Origin of the sequence: Mesorhizobium sp. WSM4989, assembly GCF_029625795.1 — a bacterium.
Lineage (GTDB): Bacteria > Pseudomonadota > Alphaproteobacteria > Rhizobiales > Rhizobiaceae > Mesorhizobium.
On sequence record NZ_JARTVN010000002.1, the window covers coordinates 1,604,011 to 1,626,118 of the forward strand.

The 22,108-nt window shown below is 64.0% G+C and carries 18 protein-coding genes and 1 riboswitch; of the genes, 8 read left to right on the forward strand and 10 right to left on the reverse strand.

Annotated elements, in window-relative coordinates; genetic code table 11:
- Positions 1-4: 4 nt before the first annotated feature.
- From P9217_RS20460 to P9217_RS20485, 6 genes are all read left to right on the forward strand, one after another.
- A complete protein-coding gene (locus P9217_RS20460) occupies positions 5-1,219 on the forward strand; it encodes a response regulator/pilus assembly protein (protein ID WP_278088182.1) in 1,215 nt (404 codons plus the stop codon).
- The gene (locus P9217_RS20465; protein ID WP_095802174.1) at positions 1,216-2,637 is read left to right on the forward strand and encodes a CpaF family protein; all 1,422 of its coding nucleotides are present in this window, start codon (positions 1,216-1,218) and stop codon (positions 2,635-2,637) included. The genes P9217_RS20460 and P9217_RS20465 overlap by 4 nt, the downstream gene beginning before the upstream one ends.
- Before the next feature lie 3 nt (positions 2,638-2,640).
- The gene (locus tag P9217_RS20470; RefSeq protein ID WP_067328069.1) at positions 2,641-3,606 is read left to right on the forward strand and encodes a type II secretion system F family protein; all 966 of its coding nucleotides are present in this window, start codon (positions 2,641-2,643) and stop codon (positions 3,604-3,606) included.
- A gap of 1 nt (position 3,607) precedes the next feature.
- Positions 3,608-4,570: a type II secretion system F family protein gene (locus P9217_RS20475; RefSeq protein WP_067328072.1), complete on the forward strand. Its 963-nt coding sequence runs from the start codon at positions 3,608-3,610 to the stop codon at positions 4,568-4,570.
- A 133-nt stretch (positions 4,571-4,703) separates the two neighbouring features.
- The gene (locus P9217_RS20480; RefSeq protein WP_095802255.1) at positions 4,704-5,177 is read left to right on the forward strand and encodes a hypothetical protein; all 474 of its coding nucleotides are present in this window, start codon (positions 4,704-4,706) and stop codon (positions 5,175-5,177) included.
- Between the two features lie 174 nt (positions 5,178-5,351).
- A complete protein-coding gene (locus tag P9217_RS20485) occupies positions 5,352-6,524 on the forward strand; it encodes a GGDEF domain-containing protein (protein ID WP_067328074.1) in 1,173 nt (390 codons plus the stop codon).
- A 13-nt stretch (positions 6,525-6,537) separates the two neighbouring features.
- On the opposite strand, the gene gcvP is transcribed toward P9217_RS20485, so the two are convergent.
- The 10 genes from gcvP to P9217_RS20535 form a co-directional block, all read right to left on the reverse strand.
- A complete protein-coding gene (gcvP, locus tag P9217_RS20490; protein ID WP_278088181.1) occupies positions 6,538-9,348 on the reverse strand; it encodes an aminomethyl-transferring glycine dehydrogenase in 2,811 nt (936 codons plus the stop codon).
- Positions 9,349-9,364: 16 nt separating this feature from the next.
- Positions 9,365-9,733 (reverse strand): glycine cleavage system protein GcvH, encoded by a 369-nt coding sequence (gcvH, locus tag P9217_RS20495; protein WP_067000208.1) that lies wholly within the window; start codon positions 9,731-9,733, stop codon positions 9,365-9,367.
- Positions 9,734-9,740: 7 nt separating this feature from the next.
- The gene (gene gcvT, locus P9217_RS20500; RefSeq protein WP_278088180.1) at positions 9,741-10,841 is read right to left on the reverse strand and encodes a glycine cleavage system aminomethyltransferase GcvT; all 1,101 of its coding nucleotides are present in this window, start codon (positions 10,839-10,841) and stop codon (positions 9,741-9,743) included.
- A gap of 149 nt (positions 10,842-10,990) precedes the next feature.
- Positions 10,991-11,077: riboswitch (glycine riboswitch) on the reverse strand.
- 139 nt (positions 11,078-11,216) lie between these two features.
- On the reverse strand, positions 11,217-11,345 hold the full coding sequence (locus P9217_RS20505; RefSeq protein WP_278088179.1) for a hypothetical protein: 129 nt from the start codon (positions 11,343-11,345) through the stop codon (positions 11,217-11,219).
- Complete coding sequence (locus P9217_RS20510; RefSeq protein WP_127248604.1) at positions 11,345-12,136, reverse strand: molybdopterin-binding protein; 792 nt, start codon at positions 12,134-12,136, stop codon at positions 11,345-11,347. The genes P9217_RS20505 and P9217_RS20510 overlap by 1 nt, the downstream gene beginning before the upstream one ends.
- A 1-nt stretch (position 12,137) precedes the next feature.
- Complete coding sequence (locus P9217_RS20515) at positions 12,138-13,019, reverse strand: cytochrome b/b6 domain-containing protein (RefSeq protein WP_127241726.1); 882 nt, start codon at positions 13,017-13,019, stop codon at positions 12,138-12,140.
- Positions 13,020-13,122: 103 nt separating this feature from the next.
- A complete protein-coding gene (locus P9217_RS20520; protein WP_278088178.1) occupies positions 13,123-13,800 on the reverse strand; it encodes a DUF1345 domain-containing protein in 678 nt (225 codons plus the stop codon).
- A 24-nt stretch (positions 13,801-13,824) separates the two neighbouring features.
- Positions 13,825-14,292 (reverse strand): YaiI/YqxD family protein, encoded by a 468-nt coding sequence (locus P9217_RS20525; RefSeq protein WP_127241728.1) that lies wholly within the window; start codon positions 14,290-14,292, stop codon positions 13,825-13,827.
- 62 nt (positions 14,293-14,354) lie between these two features.
- Positions 14,355-14,924, reverse strand: coding sequence for an S-(hydroxymethyl)glutathione synthase (gfa, locus tag P9217_RS20530; RefSeq protein WP_067000227.1), 570 nt, complete (start codon positions 14,922-14,924; stop codon positions 14,355-14,357).
- A 67-nt stretch (positions 14,925-14,991) separates the two neighbouring features.
- Positions 14,992-16,119: an S-(hydroxymethyl)glutathione dehydrogenase/class III alcohol dehydrogenase gene (locus P9217_RS20535; protein WP_278087415.1), complete on the reverse strand. Its 1,128-nt coding sequence runs from the start codon at positions 16,117-16,119 to the stop codon at positions 14,992-14,994.
- A 267-nt stretch (positions 16,120-16,386) separates the two neighbouring features.
- Between P9217_RS20535 and P9217_RS20540 the strand changes: the two genes are divergently transcribed.
- Positions 16,387-18,399: an acetyl/propionyl/methylcrotonyl-CoA carboxylase subunit alpha gene (locus P9217_RS20540; RefSeq protein WP_278087416.1), complete on the forward strand. Its 2,013-nt coding sequence runs from the start codon at positions 16,387-16,389 to the stop codon at positions 18,397-18,399.
- Positions 18,400-18,516: 117 nt separating this feature from the next.
- The gene (gene dnaE, locus P9217_RS20545; RefSeq protein WP_278087417.1) at positions 18,517-22,044 is read left to right on the forward strand and encodes a DNA polymerase III subunit alpha; all 3,528 of its coding nucleotides are present in this window, start codon (positions 18,517-18,519) and stop codon (positions 22,042-22,044) included.
- The last annotated feature ends 64 nt before the right edge of the window (positions 22,045-22,108 follow it).

The window sequence follows — 22,108 nt, forward strand, 5'->3', positions numbered from 1 at the left end:
GACCATGGCATCGGGCACCAACACCAAGAAGATCCTGCTCGTTTCGACCGACCGGGCGTTTTCGCAGGACACGCGGACGGCTTTCGCTGCATCCGAGGTCATCGAGCTTTTGACGGTCGAGAAAAGCGTCAACGAACTGCGCGGCGAGGTCCAGGAGACCGATTTCGGCGCCGTCATTGTCGACATGGACGCGGCCAAGCTCGAAGAGATCGAGTCGCTGCAGCGCATCATGCGCCGGATCGAAGGCCGCGTGCCCGTGGTCGTCGTCACGCAGGAATTCAATGCGGCGGCGGTGCGCATCCTGGTTCAGCTCCAAGTCGCCGACTTCCTGGTGAAGCCGATCACCACCGCCGATCTGGTGCGTTCCGTCATTCGCGCGCTGCAGGGGCCGGGGCGGGAGGAAAACTCCGAATCGCAAATCTACACCTTCATGCCGGCCGCCGGTGGTGTCGGCACCACCACGCTTGCCCTGCAGACCGCCTTCCAGCTGCACCATTCGGTGACGCGCGGCGCCTCGACCTGCGTGGTCGACCTCAATTTCCAGCAAGGCGCCTGCGCCGAATATCTCGACCTCGAACCACGCTTCGACATCACCGAAATCGAGAACCAGCCCGAGCGCCTCGACCGGCAGCTGCTGGACGTCATGCTGTCCAAGCATGCAAGCGGGCTCTGCGTGCTGGCGGCGCCGACGCGCCCTTCCGAAATGCGCTCGTTCAAGACCGATGTCGTGGTGCGCATGCTCGACCTCGTCTCGGCCTATTTCGACAATGTCGTCATCGACATGCCGCGCACCTGGTTCCCGTGGACCGAGACGGTGCTGCTCGGCTCCAACAAGCTCTATATCGTGGCCGAGATGACGGTACCTTGCCTGCGCCACACGCAGCGTCTCATCCAGGCCATCTACGAGACGGCCGGCAGGGAAGTGAAGCCGAACGTCATCGTCAACCGTTTCGAGCAGAAGATGTTCGACAGCGGCATCAAGCAGGCTGACGTCCAGGATATCCTCGGCGAGCACTTCGTCGGCGGCATCTCCAACAACTACCGGCTGGTGCGCGAGGCCGTCGACCGCGGCGTGCCGCTGCACGACATCGATCCGAACGCCAATGTCGTCAATGACCTGAAGAAAATCATCCTGCCCGAGGAGGCCGTGGCGACGACGGCAAAATCGAAGTCGCTGTTCGGCCTCGGCAAGGGCCTCTTGAAGAGGAAAGCAGGATGAGCAGTCGCTTCTCCAACCTGCAGAATCGCGATGTCCGTCCGCTGCGGGCGCCCGAACCCGCGCCCGTTGCGCATCACGCCGTGGTCATTCCGACGACCCGCAAGCCGGCGCCGCCGAAGCTGGAAGCAGCACCCGCAAAGAGCGCCAACAAGGTGCTCGACGCGCGCGTGCGCATCCACCGCATGCTGCTCGAAGAAATCAACCTCGTCGCTCTGGAGCGGCTGCCCAAGGACGAAATGCGCCGCCAGGTGCATGAATTCGTCTCGGAAAAGACCCGTCAGGAGCGAATGGCGATCAACACCGCCGAGCTGGACGCGCTGGTGGACGACATCGTCGACGAGATGGTGGGCCTCGGCCCGCTGGAGCCGCTGCTCAAGGATCCGGAGATCAACGATATCCTGATCAACGGCCATCAGAACTGCTTCGTCGAAAAGCGAGGCAAGCTGCAGCAGGTCCATATCCCGTTCAAGGACGAGGCGCATCTGCTTCGGATCATTAATAAAATCGTCGCGGCCGTCGGCCGCCGCGTCGATGAATCGCAGCCGATGGTCGACGCCCGCATGCTCGACGGATCGCGTTTCAACGCCGCGATCAGGCCGGTCGGCGTCGACGGGCCGCTGGTGTCGATCCGCAAATTCTCCAAGAACAAGCTCGGTCTGCACAAACTGGTCGAGTTCGGCGCCATCACCCAGAACATGGCCGAGGTGCTGGCGGCGGCCGTGCATGCGCGCAAGACGACGATCATCTCCGGCGGCACCGGCACCGGCAAGACGACGATGCTCAATGCCTTGTCGGCCTTCATTCCCGAGGACGAGCGCCTGATCACCATCGAGGACGCCGCCGAGTTGCAGCTGCAGCAGCCGCATGTCGCGCGCATGGAAACGCGCCCGGCAAACATCGAGGGTCATGGCGAACTGAAGCAGCGCGATCTGGTCAAGAACGCGCTGCGCATGCGGCCCGACCGCGTCATCCTTGGCGAGTGCCGTGGCGAGGAAGCCTTCGACATGCTGCAGGCTATGAACACCGGCCATGAAGGGTCGATGGCGACCATCCACGCCAACACGCCGCGCGACGCAATATCGCGCCTCGAACAAATGCTCGGCATGACCGGCATGCCGATGACGGTGCAGTCGATCCGCAGCCAGATTGCGAGCGCCATCGACATCATCGTGCAGCTGACACGCCTGTCCGACGGCAAGCGCAAGGTGACCAGCGTCGCCGAGGTGACGGGCATGGAAGGCGACGTCATCCAGATGCAGGAGATCTTCCGCTTCGTGCGCACCGGCATGGAGGCGGACGGCAAGATCGTCGGCCATTTCGAGGCAACGGGCATCCGACCGCGCTTCCTCGAGGACCTGCGCAACATGGGCATTGAATTTCCGGGCAAGTATTTCGAACCCGGCCGGCCGCAGGAGTAGCCGGTGCTCGAGGGATTCAGCCCGATCTATGCCGTCTACGCGGCGGCGGCGCTCACCGGCATCATGATCGCCGAAGGCTGCTACCTGCTCTATGCCGGCCGCAGCGACAAGCGCACGGCGATCAATCGCCGCATGAAGCTGGCGGAGAACAAGATCAGCCAGGAGCAGGTGCTGATCCAGCTGCGCAAGGAGCGCGGCATGGAAGAGGGCACGCCCCTCCTTTCTTTCGATCGCTTTCGCGCCTTGCGCACGCAGTCCGGCATGATCATGCCGATGCCCAAATTCCTCACGATCACGTCGGGGACAGCGTTCACTCTGGCGCTTTTCGCCGTCTGGTACGGCCTGCCTTTGCTGTTCGGGCTGGTCCTGCTTCCTGTGCTGGTGCCGGTCTTGCCGGTTATGGCGATGCGTTTTCTGCGCAAGCGCCGGCTTAAGCGCTTCGGCATGCAATTGCCGGAAGCGCTGGAGCTGATCACGCGCGGCCTCAAGGCCGGCCACCCGGTGCCGGTGGCGATCGCGATGGTGGCGCGCGAGATGGCCGATCCGATCGGCACCGAGTTCGGCGTCGTGGCCGACGAAGTGACTTATGGCTCGGACCTGGTTTCAGCGCTCAACAACCTGTTCGATCGCGTCGGCCATGAGGACCTGCCGCTGTTCGTCACCGCAGTCTCGATCCAGAGCAGCTCCGGCGGCAATCTGCGCGAGATCCTCGACGGCCTGTCGTCGACCATCCGCGAGCGCGGCAAGCTGCGGCGCAAGGTGCGCGCCATTTCGACCGAAGGCCGCATGTCGGCCTATATCCTGACCGCCGTGCCGGTGCTTCTGTTCACCGCCATCATGGTGCTGATGCCGCAATTCTACCGCGAGGTGTGGGGGATACCGAAGACCTGGTACATGCTGGGCGGCTCGATCCTGTGGCTCCTGCTCGGCAATACCATCATGTTCAAGATGTCGAATTTCAGGTTCTGAAATGGACGAGGTCATCCGCTTCCTTGCCTCGCTAGCGCCGACATCGCTGATGCCGGTGGCTGTGCTGCTGCTGGTGATGGGCGGTGGCGCGGTGGCCTGGCCGCTGGTCGTCGCGCAGGGCGACCGCAACGAGGTCAAGCGCCGGCTGAAGGTCGAGGCGGCGCAGCCGATCGAGCAGCACGAGCCGGCACCCAGGAAAAACGCGAACGCCGTGCGCGAGAAGGCGGTGAGGCGGGCGCAGGAATTCTATGCCAAGAGCGATCCGGAGAATGTCGCGCGACTGCGCATGAAGCTCATCCAGGCCGGTTACATGGAGCCGCGCGCCGTCGGTACGTTCTTCCTGATCCGTTTTGCCGCGCTGGTCGGAATGGCGCTTGGGGCGTTCCTGGTCAACCATTGGGCGGCCAGCGCCGAATCGACCGTGACCAGCCGCTGGACCTTCATCATCCTGTCGGGAGCGGCCGGCTATTTCCTGCCCGGCCTGGTGCTGACGCAGAAGGTGCGGGAAAAGATGCGCGAATACCGCAATGGCTTTCCCGACTTCATGGATTTGATGATCGTCTGCTCCGACGCGGGCATGAGCATGGAGGCCGGCATTGAGCGGGTCTCGAAGGAACTCGCCAGGACCTATCCGTCGCTCAGCCAAAACCTGCAGCTGGTGTCGCTGGAGTTGAGGGCCGGCCGCAGCCTCGACGATGCACTAAAGGCGCTCGCCGATCGCCTCAGCCTCGACGAAGTGCGCTCCTTCGCGACGCTCCTGCAGCAGTCCAAGGAGCTCGGCACCAGCCTGTCGGGAGCGCTGCGTGTCTTTTCCGACGAAATGCGCCACAAGCGCATGTCGCTTGCCGAGGAGAAGGCGCATGCCTTGCCGGCCAAGATGTCGGTCCCGGTGACGGTGTGCATCCTGCCGGTGGTGCTGATGGTCGCCATCATCCCGATCGTGGTAAGGCTGACGTCGCACTGAGGCCGGCGGTGCTGGTTAACGCATCCTTTGCAAGCAACTGAAATTTAGGCGCATTTCGGCACCGAAGCTTAATCGCTCTCCTGTATGGTCCTTGCTGAAGAACGACCCGGCAAATCGGGCGACGGGGCAGGGCATGCGTCACAGACTTTCCACGGCAGCGGCGGTATTGGCGGCCGTCTTGATGATCACCGGCTGTACTACGAACAGCAGCGTCGACACGACCAAGACCACCGCAATCCAGGCGACGGCCAAGGATATCAGCGCCGCCGACCTGACGGAGGGCAAGGCGCAATTCCGGGAGGCGAATTTCGGTCTCGCAGAACAGCATTTCCGCAAAGCGGTGGAGCTCAAGGCAGACAATGCCGAAGCCTGGATGGGGCTTGCCGCCTCCTATGACGAGCTCGGCCGCTTCGACTTCGCCGACCGCGCCTATGCGCAATTGCTGAGGGTCGCCGGGCGCAAGCCGCAGATCGTCAACAATATGGGCTATTCGCAGCTCCTGCGCGGCAACAAGAAGAAGGCAAGGGCGCTGCTGCTCGAAGCCAAGGCCGGTCTCGCCGACCAGACCGTGGTCAACGCCAACCTAGCGCTGCTCGACAAGAGCTGATCCGCTTCCGGCTCGTCCCGCCGCGGAACCGGGCCGTAGTTTCAGCGGACATGTCGACGCTTTGTAAACCCTTTGTCGAGCGAGCAGCGGACACCGGCCGAAAAGGGTTTGCGCCACGCCTCTACAACCTACATTGAGGAAGCAACGAGTCTCCCCAACGGCAGATCTTCAGAGATGTTGGATTTCAGCTCGCTCCTGCTCGCGGCGGCGCTGTCGGGCACATGCCTCAGCGTCACGATGCTCGCGATCTGGCTCACCGCGCCGCAGGCGCGTTTCGTGCTTACGGTCGCCTGCGGCATACTCGTGCTCGTTGCCCATGTCGTCCTGTTCTGGCGCTATACCAAGGACGCCAACCCGTGGCTCTGCCAGATGGTGCTTGCCCTGCTCAGCCTGGGGTTCCTCGTCATCTGTTTGTCGGCGATGCAGTATCTCGGCATCCGCAGTTATCGCCGCGCCATCGTGCCGGCGCTGGCAGCGATGGCGGCTTGCGCCCTCGTCACCTATTTCGGCTTCGATGGCGTCGGCTTTCTGATCACCTATTCGACGGTGACGGCGCTGCTCGGCGCGATCGGAACGATGTTCTGGATGAAGGGCGATCACGACCGCCGGATACTGCTCGTCGTTTCGTTTCTCAGCGGCGCCTGCGGGATATCCTTCGCGCTGTGCGGCCTGGTGCTGCTGGTGCAAGGGCAATGGGTCCTAGGCGCCGCGCCCGACAACTGGGCGGAGCGGTTGAACTCCGTCGTCGCGGTCGCCTGCATGACCGGCTTCGGCGCGCTGACGCTTTCGCTGCACCATCTGCAGGCGCAGATCGAGCTCAAGGCCGCGACGATGACCGATCCGCTGACCGGCCTGATGAACCGCAGGGCGCTCAACGAGCTTTACGGCGGTCGCAGCTTCGGTCCGTTCATGGCGATCGCGATGTTCGACCTCGACCATTTCAAGACCACAAACGATGTCTTCGGCCATCCCGTCGGCGATCAGGTGCTTTGCCGCTTCGCGGCGGTGATCAAGAAATATGGCAGGGCCGGGGTCGATGCCTTCCGGCTAGGCGGTGAGGAGTTCGCGCTCGTCCTATCGCGCATGACGCCGGAAAAGGCGCACGATATGGCAAGCAGGATCGGGGTCGCTTTCGGCACCGAAATCGTTCCGACTCAACGTGGTCCGTTGCGCAGCAGCGTCAGCGGCGGCATGGGATTTGGCGCCCCCGATGGCCGGACCCTGGACGAGGTGCTGGCTGAGGCGGACGCCGCGCTCTACGCCGCAAAGCGCGCCGGGCGAAACCGCGTGATCGCCCAACGCCAGGAGGACCAGCCCGATAGTGGGCCAGCCCTGCGCTCGGCCTAACTTGCCCTACCGTCTACTCTGCGGCGCCGAGATATTCCGACAGCGGCGGGCAGGAGCAGACCAGGTTGCGGTCGCCGGCGACATTGTCGATGCGCGAAACCGGCGGCCAGTATTTTGCTGCCAGATCGACGTCACCCGCTGGGTAGGCTGCTTCCATCCGCGAGTATGGATGCGGCCATGCGCCTGCCAATGCCTCGGCGGCAGTGTGCGGGGCGTTGACCAGCGGGTTGTCGTCGAGCGGCCATTCGCCCTTCGCCACCTTCGCCGCCTCGCCGGCGATCGCAATCATCGCCTCGCAGAATCGGTCGAGTTCGCGCTTGGGTTCGGATTCCGTCGGCTCGACCATCAGCGTGCCGGCAACCGGAAACGACATGGTCGGGGCGTGGAAGCCGTAGTCAATGAGGCGCTTGGCGATGTCGTCGACGCTGATGCCGGCGCTCTCCTTGAGCACGCGCGTGTCGAGAATGCACTCATGGGCGATGCGATCGCTCCTGCCCTTGTAGAGGAGGGGGAAATGCGGCGCGAGCCGCGTCGCCACATAGTTGGCCGAAACGATCGCCGTCTCGGTGGCCTGCTTCAGCCCGGAGCCGCCCATCATGCGGATATACATCCAGGTGATCGGCAGGATCGAAGCGCTGCCGAAGGGCGCGGCGGCGACGGCATGCGCCGAACCTTCCGTGACATGGCCCGGCAGATAGGGTTTCAGATGCGCCCTGACGCCGATCGGGCCGACGCCCGGGCCACCGCCGCCATGCGGGATGCAGAAGGTCTTGTGCAGATTCATGTGGCAGACGTCGGCGCCGATATCGCCGGGGCGGGCGAGACCGACCAGGGCGTTGAGGTTGGCGCCGTCGAAATAGACCTGGCCGCCATGCTCGTGGATGAGGGCGCAGAGATGTCGCGCGCCTTCCTCGTAGACGCCATGCGTCGAGGGATAGGTGAACATCAGCGCCGCGAGGTTCTTGGAATGCTCGTTGGCCTTGGCCCGCATGTCATCCATGTCGATGCTGCCGTCCTCGGCGCAGCGCACGACGACGACGCTCATTCCCGCCATCGCCGCGCTCGCCGGATTGGTGCCATGCGCGGAGGACGGGATAAGGCACACGGTGCGGTGGCCTTCGCCGCGCGCGCGGTGATAGGCCCGGATGGCGAGCAGGCCGGCATATTCGCCCTGGCTGCCGGCATTGGGCTGCAGGCTGACCGCGTCGAAACCGGTGATCTCCGACAGCCAGGCCTCCAGGTCGTCGACCATGGCCCGGTAGCCGGCCGAATGGCTGGCCGGCGCGTAGGGATGCAGGTTGGCGACATTCACCCAACTCACGGGCATCATCTCGGCGGCGGCGTTGAGCTTCATGGTGCAGGATCCGAGCGGGATCATGGCGCGGTCCAGCGCGAGGTCCTTGTCGGCCAGCCGCCGCAGGAAGCGCATCATCTCGGTCTCGGAGCGGTTCTCGTGGAAAACCGGCTGGGTGAGGAACTCCTTGCCGCGCGGCTTACCGGGCGTCGAGCCGGCTCCCACTTTGCCGGGCTTGGCGCCGAACAGGGCCGCGATCGCCTCTAGGTCGGCTTCGGTCGACGTCTCGTCGAAGGCGATGCCGACGCGGTCGGCATCGATGACGCGCAGCAGCCGGCCGGTCTTCTCGGCGGCGGCGGCTATTGCCGCGGCCTTGCCTTTCACTTCGGCCGTCACGGTGTCGAAGCGGTGTGCTCCGAGAACGGCCACGCCCGCTGTCTTCAGCCCCACCGCAAGGCGGTTGGCGAGAGTGTGGACGCGCTCCGCGATCGCTTGCAAACCGGCGGGACCGTGCCAGATCGCATAGGCCGTCGCCATGTTGGCGAGCAGCGCCTGCGCGGTGCAGATATTGGAGGTCGCCTTGTCGCGGCGGATGTGCTGCTCGCGCGTCTGCAGCGCCAGGCGATAGCCCGGGCGGCCCTTGCTGTCGGTCGACTGGCCGACGAGGCGGCCGGGCATTAGACGGGTGAGCTTGTCGGAGACGGCGCAATAGGCCGCGTGCGGGCCGCCAAAGCCCATCGGCACGCCGAAGCGCTGCATCGGACCGACGGCGATGTCGGCACCGAGCTTGGCCGGCGCATCCGTCAACGTAAGCGCGAGCGGGTCGGCGATGAAGACGACCAGAGCGCCAGCGGCACGGGCCTTCTCGATCGCCGCCTTGTGGTCGCCATAGACGCCGAAAGTGTCCGGCCAGGAGACGAGCAGGGCGGCGGTGTTGTCGTCGATGGTCTCGCCGTCGACCTCGGTGCCGAGCGGTTCGGCGCGGGTGCGCACGACATCGAGCGTCTGCGGATGCGGCGTGCCGGCAAGCGCCACCTTGGTGCGCTTGTCGCGGTGATGGCGCAGTGCGATGCCGACCGCTTCGGCAACGGCGGTGGCCTCGTCGAGCAGCGATGCCGACGCCACCGGCAGGCCGGTCAGCTCGGCAACCAGGGTCTGGAAATTGAACAGCATCTCCAGCCGGCCCTGACTGATCTCGGCTTGGTAAGGCGTGTAGGCCGTGTACCAGGCCGGGTTCTCGAACATGTTGCGCTGGATGACCGGCGGCACATGGACGCCGTGATAACCGGCGCCGATGAAGCTCTTCAGCACCGTGTTCTTCACCATCATCGCCGACAATTCGGCCAGTGCTTCGGCTTCGCTGGCCGGAGTGGGCAGGTTGAGCGGCAGGTCGAGGCGGATCGATCTCGGCACGGCCTGGCTGATCAGCGTTTCGACGGACGGAACGCCGATGGTGGCGAGCATGGCCCTGACATCGTTGACACTGGGGCCGATGTGACGGGCCGAGAAAGGAATGGGTGCTGCGGTCATTTCCAAGATCCTGGTATCAGCCGATATGGGCTTTGTAGGCGGCCTCGTCCATGAGGCTGTCGAGTTGGCTTGCGTTGGAAAGCTTCATCTTCCAGAGCCAGCCATCGCCGGTCGCCGCCGAATTGACCAATGAAGGGTCCGACGACAGTGCTGTGTTGGCTTCGGTGATCTCGCCGTCGACCGGCGCATAGACGTCAGAGGCCGCCTTGACGGATTCGACGACTACTGCAGTGTCGCCCTTCGCGAGCTTGCGGCCGATTTCCGGCAGTTCGACGAAGACGAGATCGCCGAGCTGCTCCTGCGCATAGTCGGTGATGCCGACGGTGGCGACGCCGCCTTCGACGCGCAGCCATTCATGATCCTCAGTAAAATAGGTATTTGCCATCGGAATATCATCCTTTGCGGTAGCGATGTGGCGTGAAGGGCAGCGAAGTGATATCGATCGGGATCCTGGTCCCGCGGACGTCGGCGAATAGTCTGATGCCGGGCTTGGCCAGCGCATTGTCGACATAGCCCATGGCGACCGGGTGGCCCGTCGACGGGCCGAAGCCGCCCGAGGTCACGTGGCCGGCCGCATTGCCGTCGGCATCGACAAGCGCGGCGCCGGCGCGCACCGGCTGACGACCATCGGGCTTCAGGCCAACCCGCTTCTGAGACGGCCCGCGCTCGAGGATCGAGCGCAGCGCGTCGGCGCCGATGAAGTGACCGGAAGCGCGGAGCTCCTTAGGGATCGCCCACATCAAACCGCCGCTCGCCGGATCGGTCTCGGGTGTCAGATCCTGGCCATGCAGGCAGAGCCCGGCCTCGAGCCGCAGGCTATCGCGGGCGGCAAGGCCGATCCATTGCACGCGCTCATCCTGCAGCAGCTTGCCGACGAGATCGCGGGCATCCGCTTCCGGCAGCCCGATCTCGAATCCATCCTCGCCGGTGTAGCCGGAGCGGCTCATGAACCAGTTTTGCCGGGGCTCGACACCATGCATGAACAGCAGCGAGCCCGTTTCGATACCGGCTCGCGAAAGGGCCGCCCAGGCATCCGGGCCCTGGATTGCCAGGAAGACGCGGTCGAGCGGCTCGACCTTGGCATCGAAATCCGCGGCCAACGCACGCAGATGCCTTTCATCCTCGGCCGCATTGCCGGCGTTGGCCACCACGATGAATCGGCCATCGTCAAGACGCGTGACGATCAAGTCGTCAATGACGCCGGCGGCCTCGTTGAGGAAGAAAGTGTATTTGGATTGGGCAATTTCCATCGCGCCGGCGTCGAGCGGGCAGGCGCGGTTGAGTAGGGCGGCGGCGCCCGGGCCGCCGACCTCGAACAGCTTCATATGCGAGATGTCGAACAGGCCGGCATGCTCGCGCGTGTGGAGGTGCTCCTTCATCACGCCGGCCGGATAGGTCAGCGGCATCGACCAGCCGGCAAAAGCGCCGAAACGCGCGCCCGCGGCGCTATGCAAATCCTCGAGGGGTAGATGTTTGGTGTCTTCGCCGGTCATGTCTTCTCCAGAGTCGCACGCAATCGACCGCCATTAGCGGTCTAGTCCGTGCCCCTCTGTCTGAAGCCTGAGAGACTCGCGCCCCGTAACTCTGTCGGCAGCGCTTACACCTTCGGCGCGGGAAGATTCCCGACTTTCCAGAGTTGTCTTTCCCGTCCACGGTTCTTTTGCCTGAGAGATTTCGGGCGATTTCCCCTTCGGCGACAGCTTGCGCTGTTCTCTCCCGCAAACAGGTAGGACTCAGTCACCTGAGCCCTCGACGCGCCATCCATAGCCCGTCGGCGACACCTTGTCACCTCCCAGCGACATATCTCTCGGCAGCCGACGCCGATGACAACACCCGATCTGGTCTGAACGGCGGCCCAGCAAGGCGGCCTAGTCGCCCGAGGCCATCGTCTTGCAAAGGATGATGTTGGAATGGCCGATTGTCGCCGTGAGGCTTTTCTCAATCGCGTTGAACTCGGCTGACGCAAGATCGTGCTCGGCCTGCAGGCGAAGCACCATCAAATACCAGCATACCAGTCGTAGCCATTGTCTTCCCAATAGCCGCCGCGACCGCCGCCGACATTGGCGAAGCCGTCGACCAGCTCGATCTTGTAGAGATATTTCGGCATCTTGTAGCCGAGCTGGCGCTCGACCCGCACCCGCAGCGGCGCGCCGTTCTCGACCGGCAGCGGCTTGCCGTTCAAGCCGTAGGCCAGGATCGTTTGCGGATGGCGGGCATCGATCAGGTCGATGCTGCCGTAATATTTGATGTCGCCAGACAGGCTTTGGTCGATCGTGTCGAGGCAATGGAACATGACGTAGCGCGCCTGCGGCTTGACGATGGCCTGATCGAGCACCAGCGAGAGCGGCGTGCCGGTCCATTTGGCGATGCAGCTCCAGCCTTCAACGCAGTCGTGGCGGGTGATCTGGGTGCGGCTCGGCATGTTCTGCAACTGCTCGCGGGTGAGCGACAGCGGTTTTTCGACGAGGCCGGTCACCTCCAGGCGCCAGTCGGCGAAATTGTTGGCGAGAAGACCCTTATAGGTGTCGTCGTCAGGCGCGGTGACGCCGTTCGGCCGCTGCGGCTGGCGGATGTCGGCCTCGCTGAATTCCGGTGCCAGCGCGTCCCGGCCGGCAAGCAGGCGCTGCGCGCGGTATGTCAGCCCGTTGGCGTTTTCGAGGAAGCTGCGCAGCCCGCTGCCGACGCCCAGACCGCTGTCGAAGGCATCGCAGCCGGACAGCGCGATGCCTGACAGACCGAGGCTGGCGGAGGTCAAGAACTTCCGGCGGCTAATCTGGAATTTTGCCATGTCAGGCGCTCCTCTCGGTTGCCTGGTCGTGCTTTGCGGGCGGGTCGGTGCGATACCAGCCGGTGATGATCGAGCGCAGCTCGTTGATCGGACCGGCAGCCACGATCATCAGCATATGGACGACGAAGAAGAGCACGAGCAACACCATGACAATGAAGTGGATGGTGCGAGCCGTCTGCCGACCGCCCAAGATTTCATTGAGCCAGGGAAGCACCGAATTCATGCTCGGCGACATCGCAAGCCCGGTGATGATCATCAGCGGCAACAGCACGAAGAGCACGCCGCCATAGGCCATTTTCTGCAGCGTGTTGTATTCGCGCGCGTGGTGGAATTTCAGCCTCGCATGGTCGAGGATGTCGCGCGGCAGCTTGCGCAAGTCATCCAGGCGAGGGGCAAGATCGCGACGGATATGGCCGTTGATCAGGCTCGCCACCAGCCAAATGAGCAGTGTTGCGCTCAGCACCCAGGCGAAGAAGAAATGCACGACGCGGGCCGTGCCGAGGTCGTAGTAGGACGGGATCGTCGCCCAGGACGGAAAGGCGCGCGGCGTTTCCTGTCCGGGAGGGCCGGACCAGCCGAGCACGCCGGTGGTGTCGAAGCGATGCCCGAAGATTTTGGTAAAGCCGCGCGGTCCGCCGTCTGTGTTTTCGGCGCCGATCTCGAGGATCGTATTGTTGTATTGGAAGCCCGATTCCTTGCCGATGTAGAGTTGCGGGCGCGCGTTGAAGATCTGCAGGCCCGAAAGCAGCATGAAGAACAGCGAGAACGCCCAGAGCCAATGGGTCAGGCGCGTCCAGCCCGATTGCCGGTAAATCAGCGTCGGGTCCTTCGGCGTGGATGCTTCTACCTCGGTGGAGGGTTCGCTTCTGGCGACGGTCTCCATATCTAGGTGTCCTCCCGGCTGCATCTTCTGCGGCCTCTCAGAGCCTTGTTCTCCTCCCAATACGTCTCCGGCCCAAGCGTTGTTTCATCCGATCACGGATTTATTATGGACAGCCCAGGCTGACCGCGAGATTGACCGCGGCGGCGACGATCACCGTGTTGAAGAAAAAGCTCAGGATCGAATGGACGAGCACGACCTGGCGCATGCGCGAGGTCGTTATCCCAGTGTCGGCGGTTTGCGCAGTCATGCCGATGACGGTCGCGAAATACAGGAAATCCCAGCCTTCCGGGCGTTTGCCGCCGGGAAAATCGAGGCCGCCGACCGGATTCTTCTTCCTGGTTTTCTCGTCGATCTCGTCGCCGTCCATCCAGTAGACATGCGCATAATGCAGCGCCGCCATCGCATGGATTGTGAACCAGCCAAGCGGGATCGACAGCATCGCGAACAGAACCTCCAGCGGATGCGCGGCAGCCTTTTGGTTGATGAGTTGAAACAGCGAGCCGATGGCGAGGCCGACGACCAGGAGCGTGACCGCAAAAATCAGCAGCACCGGCTGGTCCGTGGCACGCGCGTTCTTGCTCAGGTAACGGACGGTGAGCCTCGGCATCGCGACCAGCACCAGAAGAGTGTAAGCGGCGAAGAAGAGGTTGGCGCCGATGGAGTAGGGCAGCGGCGCCCCCAGCATCAGGGCGAGAAGCAGCGCGACAATGCCGATGGCCGCAGCCAAAGCGAACTGCACGTGCCGGTGGATCGGCGTGTTGAGGGATATGTCGTCGCCCATGGCCGGTTCTCAAAGGGCTTCGGGTCAGCCGGGTGTGGCGGATTTGAGCGCCCGCCGCAAGATGCGGTCGAGCTCGCCGAGAAAGTTTGACCTGTCCTTCGCCGTGAAGGCGGCGTTGAAGCCGCGGCTTTCGCCGGTCTCGCGCAGATGCTGCTTCAAATCCCGCATCGCCACCGCCATGCCGATGGTCTCGGGCGTGAGGGGACGGCCCGTGGGTCCCAGCACATGCGCGCCGAGCGCCACCGTGCGCGCGGCAAGCGGGATATCGGCCGTCACCACGACATCGTTGAGTTTGGCGTTCTCGACGATCCAGTCGTCCGCGGCATCCGCGCCCTTGGAGACTACGACATTGCGGACCATCGGATCGCGCGACGGGCGCAGGCCGCCATTGGAGACATAGGTAACCATGACGCCGTGCCGCTCCGCCACCTTCTCGACCTCGGCCTTCACCGGACAGGCATCGGCATCGACATAGATGATAGGTGCTGGCATCGTCTCTCCAAATGTGCAAAGGGCCGGCGTTGGCCGGCCCTTTACCAGAAATCCCGCAATCGTCAGGCCGCCAAGGCTCCCGACTTCTTCGCCGTCCAGGTGGCGATGTAGTCCATCAGGGCGGGGTTGAGGCAGTCATAGGGTTCGAGCCCGATCGATTTCAGCTGGCCGCGGATGCCGTCCATGCGGCTCGGGTCGACGCCGGCTTCGATGATGGAGGAGACAAAGGCGGCAAAGCCGGGCGGCGACCAGCCGTCCTCCTCGAAACGCTCGGGATGGATGAAGGACAGACCCTTGAAGGGATGGTCGCGCTCGACCGGGCCGTACATGTGCACGCCGCAGCTGGTGCAGGCATGGCGCTGGATCAGCGCTGCCGGGTCGACCACCTTCAGCTTGTCGCCATTCTCGGCCACAGTGACGTCGCCGGTGCCGGCAACGGCCACGACCGAGAACACCGCGCCTTCCGGCTTCCAGCATTTGGTGCAGCCGCAGGCATGGTTGTGGGCGATCTGGCCCTTGACCTTCACCTTCACCGGATTGCTGGTGCAGAGACAGACCAGCGTGCCGCCGGAAAAGGCAGCACTTTCCTTCGGCAGCCCGTTGTCGATCTTCGGATGCAGTTTTTCCGCCATTCGTCCTTCCTCCCATGTTGAGCCGCAAAGGTCGCGGGCTCCAGCCCGCGACCGATGCGGCATTGCTTCAATAAACCACGACGCTGCGGATCGACTTGCCCTCATGCATGAGATCAAAACCCTTGTTGATGTCGTCGAGCGTCAGCGTATGAGTGATCATCGGGTCGATCTGGATCTTGCCTTCCATGTACCAGTCGACGATCTTCGGCACGTCGGTGCGGCCGCGCGCGCCGCCAAAGGCGGTGCCCATCCAGGTCCGGCCGGTGACCAGTTGGAAGGGCCGCGTCGCAATCTCCTGGCCGGCGCCGGCAACGCCAATGATGACCGACTTGCCCCAGCCGCGATGCGAGGCCTCGAGCGCCTGGCGCATCACCTTGGTGTTGCCGGTGCAGTCGAAGGTGTAGTCGGCGCCGCCGATCTGGTCGGCGCCGCGCTTGGTCAGGTTGACCAGGTAAGGCACGATGTCGCCGTCGATCTCCTGCGGATTGACGAAATGCGTCATGCCGAACTTCTCGCCCCAGGCCTTCTTGTCGTTGTTCAAGTCGACGCCGATGATCATGTCGGCGCCGGCCAGGCGAAGGCCCTGGATGACGTTGAGGCCAATGCCGCCGAGGCCGAAGACGACCGCGGTGGCGCCCTGCTCGACCTTGGCCGTGTTGATGACGGCGCCGATGCCGGTGGTCACGCCGCAGCCGATATAGCAGATCTTGTCGAAGGGGGCGTCGGGATTGACCTTGGCGATCGCGATCTCCGGCAGCACGGTGAAGTTGGAGAAGGTCGAGCAGCCCATATAGTGGAACAGCTCCTCGCCGCCGACCGAAAAGCGCGAGGTGCCGTCGGGCATCAGGCCCTGTCCCTGCGTGGCGCGGATGGCGGTGCACAGATTGGTCTTGCGCGACAGGCAGGACGGGCACTGCCGGCATTCGGGCGTGTAGAGCGGGATGACATGGTCGCCCTTCCTGACCGAGGTCACGCCCTTGCCGACATCGACGACGATGCCGGCGCCTTCATGGCCGAGGATCGCCGGAAAGATGCCTTCCGGATCGGCGCCCGAGAGCGTGAACTCGTCGGTGTGGCAGATGCCGGTCGCCTTGACCTCGATCAGCACCTCGCCTTCGCGCGGCCCCTCAAGGTCTACCTCCATGATCTCCAGCGGCTTTCCGGCACCAACGGCAACTGCGGCACGCGTTTTCATGAGGCATTCCTCCCAAGGCAATCTTAAAAGTCTCAGCTTTGTGGCAGGCCGCCGAGCCTGCCCGGCGAGGCGAATACCGCCTGCCATTTTCTTGCGCTCGCCACCACCTTACCGGGTTCGAAGGTGGCGGCCAACGTCTGTTACGACGTTTTTCGACGCCGTTTCTGCAAAAGCATCGAGTGCCGAAGGGCAGGAGGTTGGAGACACTTGAGGCGCGTCGGGATTGTCCATAGAACTGGACCGCTTCGCCGGAGGAACGACATCCGAATGTTCAAGAAGATCCTGATCGCCAATCGCGGCGAGATCGCCTGCCGCGTGATCAAGACGGCGCGCAAGATGGGGATCGCCACGGTCGCGGTTTATTCGGACGTCGATCGCGACGCCGTGCATGTCGAAATGGCCGACGAGGCTGTGCATATCGGCCCGTCGCCGGCCGCGCAGAGCTATCTAGTGCCTGAGAAGATCATCGCCGCCTGCAAGGAAACCGGCGCCGAAGCGGTGCATCCGGGTTATGGCTTCCTGTCGGAACGCGCCTCTTTCTGCGAAGCGCTGGAAAAGGAAGGCATCATCTTCATCGGACCGAAGCCCAAGGCGATCCGCGCAATGGGCGACAAGATCGAATCGAAGAAGTTCGCCAGCCAGGCCAAGGTTTCGACCGTACCCGGCTGGCTGGGCGTCATCGACAATGCCGACCACGCCGAAAGGATTGCCGGCGAGATCGGCTATCCGGTGATGATCAAGGCCTCGGCCGGCGGCGGCGGCAAGGGCATGCGCATCGCCTGGAGCAGCGCGGAAGTGCGCGACGGCTTCGAGCGAGCGCGTTCGGAAGCGAAAAGCTCTTTCGGCGATGACCGCGTCTTCATCGAGAAATTCGTCGTCGACCCGCGCCACATCGAGATCCAGGTGCTGGCCGACGCGCATGGCAATGCGCTCTATCTGGGTGAGCGCGAATGCTCGATCCAGCGCCGCAACCAGAAGGTGGTCGAGGAAGCGCCGTCGCCGTTCCTCGACGCCAAGACGCGCAAGGCCATGGGCGAGCAGGCTGTGGCGCTGGCGAAAGCCGTCGATTACCAGAGCGCCGGCACGGTCGAGTTCATCGTCGACAAGGACAGGAACTTCTATTTCCTTGAAATGAACACGCGACTACAGGTCGAGCATCCGGTGACGGAGCTCGTCACCGGCATCGATCTGGTCGAGCAGATGATCCGCATCGCCGCCGGCGAAAAGCTCGGCATCAGGCAAAGCGAGGTGAAGCTGAACGGCTGGGCGGTGGAAAGCCGTCTCTATGCCGAGGACCCGTTCCGCAATTTCCTGCCCTCGATCGGCCGGCTGACGCGCTACCGGCCGCCGCAAGAGGGCACGTTCGGCGATGTGGTGATCCGCAACGACACCGGCGTCGCCGAAGGGGCCGAGATCTCGATGTTCTACGATCCGATGGTGGCAAAGCTCTGCACCTGGGCGCCGACGCGGCTCGAGGCTATCGATGCCATGTCCGAAGCGCTGGACGGTTTTGTCGTCGACGGCATAGAGCACAACATTCCGTTCCTCGCTGCGCTGATGCAGCATCCGCGTTGGCGCGAGGGGCGGCTTTCCACCGGCTTCATCGCCGAGGAGTATCCGGACGGTTTCGCGCCGGTCGAACCGGACGGTGAGGAGATGGCGGTGTTTGCCGCGATCGCCACCGCGATCGAACTGCTGCGACGGGACCGGCTCGACCGGCTCAGCGGCCGGTTGGCACCGCATTCGGGCCATCTCAAGCGCGACTGGGTGGTGAAGATCGGCGCGGACTACCTTTGCGCCGGCATCCTGGACGGCATGGTCTTGATCCCGATGGAGATCGATCTCTCGATCGATGGCAGCGAGCCGCTGACGGTCGCCTCCGACTGGCGGCCGGGCGACGCGATCTGGCGCGGCACGGTCGGCGGCAACCGGATCGCGGCGCAGGTCCGGCCAGTGCTGAACGGCCTTTGTATCGCCTGGAAGGGCATGTCGGTGACGGCTCAAGCCATGCTGCCGCGGACGGCGGAGCTGGAAAGGCTGATGCCGGAAAAGCTGCCGCCGGATACCTCGAAAATGCTGCTTTGCCCGATGCCAGGACTGGTGGTGTCGATCGCCGTCGCCGAGGGCCAAGACGTCAAGGCCGGCGAGACGCTGGCCGTGGTCGAGGCGATGAAGATGGAGAACGTGCTGCGCGCGGAGCGCGACCTCACCGTGGCGAAGCTAAACGCCAAACCGGGCGACAGCCTGGCGGTCGACGCTGTGATCATGGAGTTCGCCTGACCCAGGGCGACATAGGCCGCAAGCTTGTGGTTCGCGGTCGATTGTACTGGACTGGCATCGCGGCGTCCGGGACAATACATCTGCACGGATGAGTCCTTGAGATAGCGCGAAAAAAACATGGCGGATGAACGACTTCCACGCGACCCTTTGCAGCGCGAAGCTGTCGTGAAGGCCACGCAGCCGGAGACGCCTGCACGGAGGTTCATCCATCTGCGCGTGCATTCAGCCTATTCGCTGCTCGAGGGCGCCCTGCAACTCGGCGCCATCGTCGGCCACGCGGTCAAGGATGAAGCGCCGGCGATCGCAGTGACCGACACCAACAATCTGTTCGGCGCGCTCGAATTCGCCCAGAAAGCGGTCAAGGACGGTATCCAGCCGATCATCGGCTGCCAGGTCGATCTGGTCTTTTCCGGCGAAACGAGCGACGCCCAACGCGACCGCCGCCGGCACGGTCCCGAGATGTCGCCGATCGTGCTGATCGCCGCCAGCGAGGCCGGCTATGCCAATCTGGTCCGGCTGATCAGCAAGGTTTATCTGGAAACGCCGCCCGGCGAGCCGGTGCACATGACCAGCGCCATGCTGGAGAGCCATCGCGATGGCCTGCTATGCCTGACCGGCGGCCCGCGCGGCCCCATCGGCAGCGCGCTGAAGGCGGACCGCCGCGACCTGGCCGAACAGCGGCTGCTGTTCCTCAAAGAGCTTTTCGGCGACCGTCTCTATGTCGAGCTGGAACGGGTCGCCGGCTATGACCGCATGGTCGAAAAGTCGACGCTCGACCTTGCCTATACCCACGAACTGCCGCTGGTCGCCACAAACGAGGCCTTCTTCTCCAAGCGTGAAGACTATGAGGCGCATGACGCGCTGATTGCGATCGCCGAAGGCTCGGTGGTGGCCGCAGACAATCGCCGGCGGCTTTCGCCTGACAATTTTCTGCGCGGCCAGGCCGAGATGGCGCGGCTGTTCTCCGACCTGCCGGAAGCGATCGACAACACGGTCGAGATCGCCATGCGTTGCTCCTATTATCCGAAGAACCGCAACCCGATCCTGCCGCGTTTCACCGGCGCCGACTCCGCCGACAAGGACGCCGCCGAGAAGGCGGAAGCCGCCGAGCTCGCGCGCCAGGCGCGCGAGGGCCTGGAGGCGCGGCTTGCCGCGCACGGACCGACGCCCGGCTACACGGTCGAGCAATATCGCGAGCGGCTCGAATTCGAGCTCGGCATCATCGAGAAGATGAAGTTCCCCGGCTACTTCCTGATCGTTGCCGACTTCATCAAATGGGCGAAGGCGCAAGGCATCCCGGTCGGACCGGGGCGCGGTTCGGGCGCCGGCTCGCTTGTCGCCTATTCGACCACCATCACCGACATCGACCCGCTGCGCTTCTCGCTGCTGTTCGAGCGCTTCCTCAACCCGGACCGCGTCTCGATGCCGGACTTCGACATCGACTTTTGCCAGGACCGGCGCGAGGAGGTCATCCGCTACGTCCAGCAGAAATACGGCCGCGACCAGGTCGGGCAGATCATCACCTTCGGAACGCTGCAGGCGCGTGCGGTGCTGCGCGACGTCGGCCGCGTCCTGCAGATGCCGTATGGCCAGGTCGACAAGCTCTCCAAGATGGTGCCGCAGAACCCGGCCAACCCGGTCAAGCTGGCGGACGCTATCGCCAACGAGCCGCGCTTCGCCGACGAGGCAGAAAAGGAGCCGATCGTGCAGACGCTGCTCGACACCGCGCAGAAGCTCGAGGGCCTCTACCGCCATGCCTCGACGCATGCCGCCGGCATCGTCATCGGCGACCGGCCGTTGTCGGAATTGGTGCCGATGTACCGCGATCCGCGCTCGGACATGCCGGTCACCCAGTTCAACATGAAATATGTCGAGCAGGCCGGGCTGGTGAAATTCGACTTCCTCGGCCTGAAGACGCTGACGGTGCTGGAAACGGCGGTGAAGCTGATCCGGCGGCGCGGTGTCGATATCGATCTTGCCCGCATCCCGCTCGACGACCCCGAGACTTACGCCATGCTGTCGCGCGGCGAGGTGGTCGGCGTGTTCCAGGTTGAAAGCGCGGGCATGCGCAAGGCGCTGATCGGCATGCGGCCGGACTGCATCGAGGACATCATCGCGCTGGTCGCGCTCTATCGCCCAGGCCCGATGGAGAACATCCCGACCTACAACGCCAGAAAGCATGGCGAGGAGGAGATGGCCTCGATCCACCCCAAGATCGACCACCTTGTGAAGGAAACTCAAGGCGTCATCGTTTACCAGGAACAGGTGATGCAGATCGCGCAGGAGCTTGCCGGCTATTCGCTCGGCGAAGCCGATCTTCTGCGCCGCGCCATGGGCAAGAAGATCCGCGCCGAGATGGACAAGCAGCGCGAGCGCTTCGTCACCGGCGCCGTCGAGCGCGGCGTCGGCAAGGCGCAGGCCGATTTCATCTTCGATCTGCTGGCGAAATTCGCCGACTACGGCTTCAACAAGTCGCACGCCGCGGCTTATGCGGTCGTTTCCTACCAGACCGCCTACCTCAAGGCGCACTATCCGGTCGAGTTCCTGGCGGCGTCGATGACGCTCGACATGAGCAACACCGACAAACTGGCGGATTTCCGCCAGGACGCACTGCGCCTCGGCATCGAGGTGGTGGCGCCGTCGGTGATGACCAGCTTCCGACCCTTCGAGGTCGGCGAGAACAAGATCTTCTACTCGCTGGCGGCGCTCAAAGGCGTCGGCGACGCGGCGGTCGAACACATTGTCGAGAAGCGTGGTGAGAGGCCGTTCAAGAGCCTTGCCGATTTCTGCGAGCGCGTGGATCCGAAGATCGTCGGCAAGCGGGTCTTCGAAAGCCTGATCATGGCGGGGGCCCTGGACTGCTTCGGGCACGACCGCGCCGTGATGATGGCCGGCGTGGAGCGGATGATGGGCCTCGCGTCGCTGGCGCAGCAGAACGCCATCTCGGGCCAGACGGATATTTTCGGCGCCTCGCTCGGCGCGCAGTCGCAGGCGCTCAACCTGCCGGCGGCCGAGCCATGGCTTGCCGCCGACCGGCTGCACCGCGAGTTCCAGGTGGTCGGCTTCTATCTCTCGGCGCATCCGCTCGACGAATACAAGGCCGCGCTGCAGAAGATGCGGGTGCAGAACTGGGCGGAATTCTCCGCCGCGGTCAAACGCGGCGCTGCGGCCGGCCGGCTCGCCGGCACCGTCACCACGAAGCAGGAGCGCAAGACCCGCACCGGCAACAAGATGGGCGTCGTGCAGTTTTCCGACACCACCGGCCAGTACGAGGCGGTGCTGTTCTCCGAAGGCCTGGCGCAGTATCGCGACATGCTGGAGCCTGGCCGTTCGGTGGTGATCACCGTCTCGGCCGAAGACCGGCCGGAGGGGATCAATCTGCGCATCCAGACGGTGCAGTCGCTGGAGGACGAAGCAAGCCGCATCCAAAAGGCGCTACGCATCTTCGTGCGTGATGCTCAGCCCATCAACATCCTTGCCAACCAGCTTGCCGTGAAGGGCGAGGGGCAGGTGAGCTTCGTGCTGATCAAGGAAGCCGGCCAGGGCGAGGTGGAGATCGAACTGCCCAACCGCTATCGTATCTCGCCGCAGGTCGCGTCGGCCATGCGCGCGGTGCCGGGTGTCGTCGAAGTGGAACTGGTGTAAGCGTTCCAACGACTTGTTTTCGCGCAACTCCGAACAGAAACCGGCTAGCGCTTTCCTTGAATGC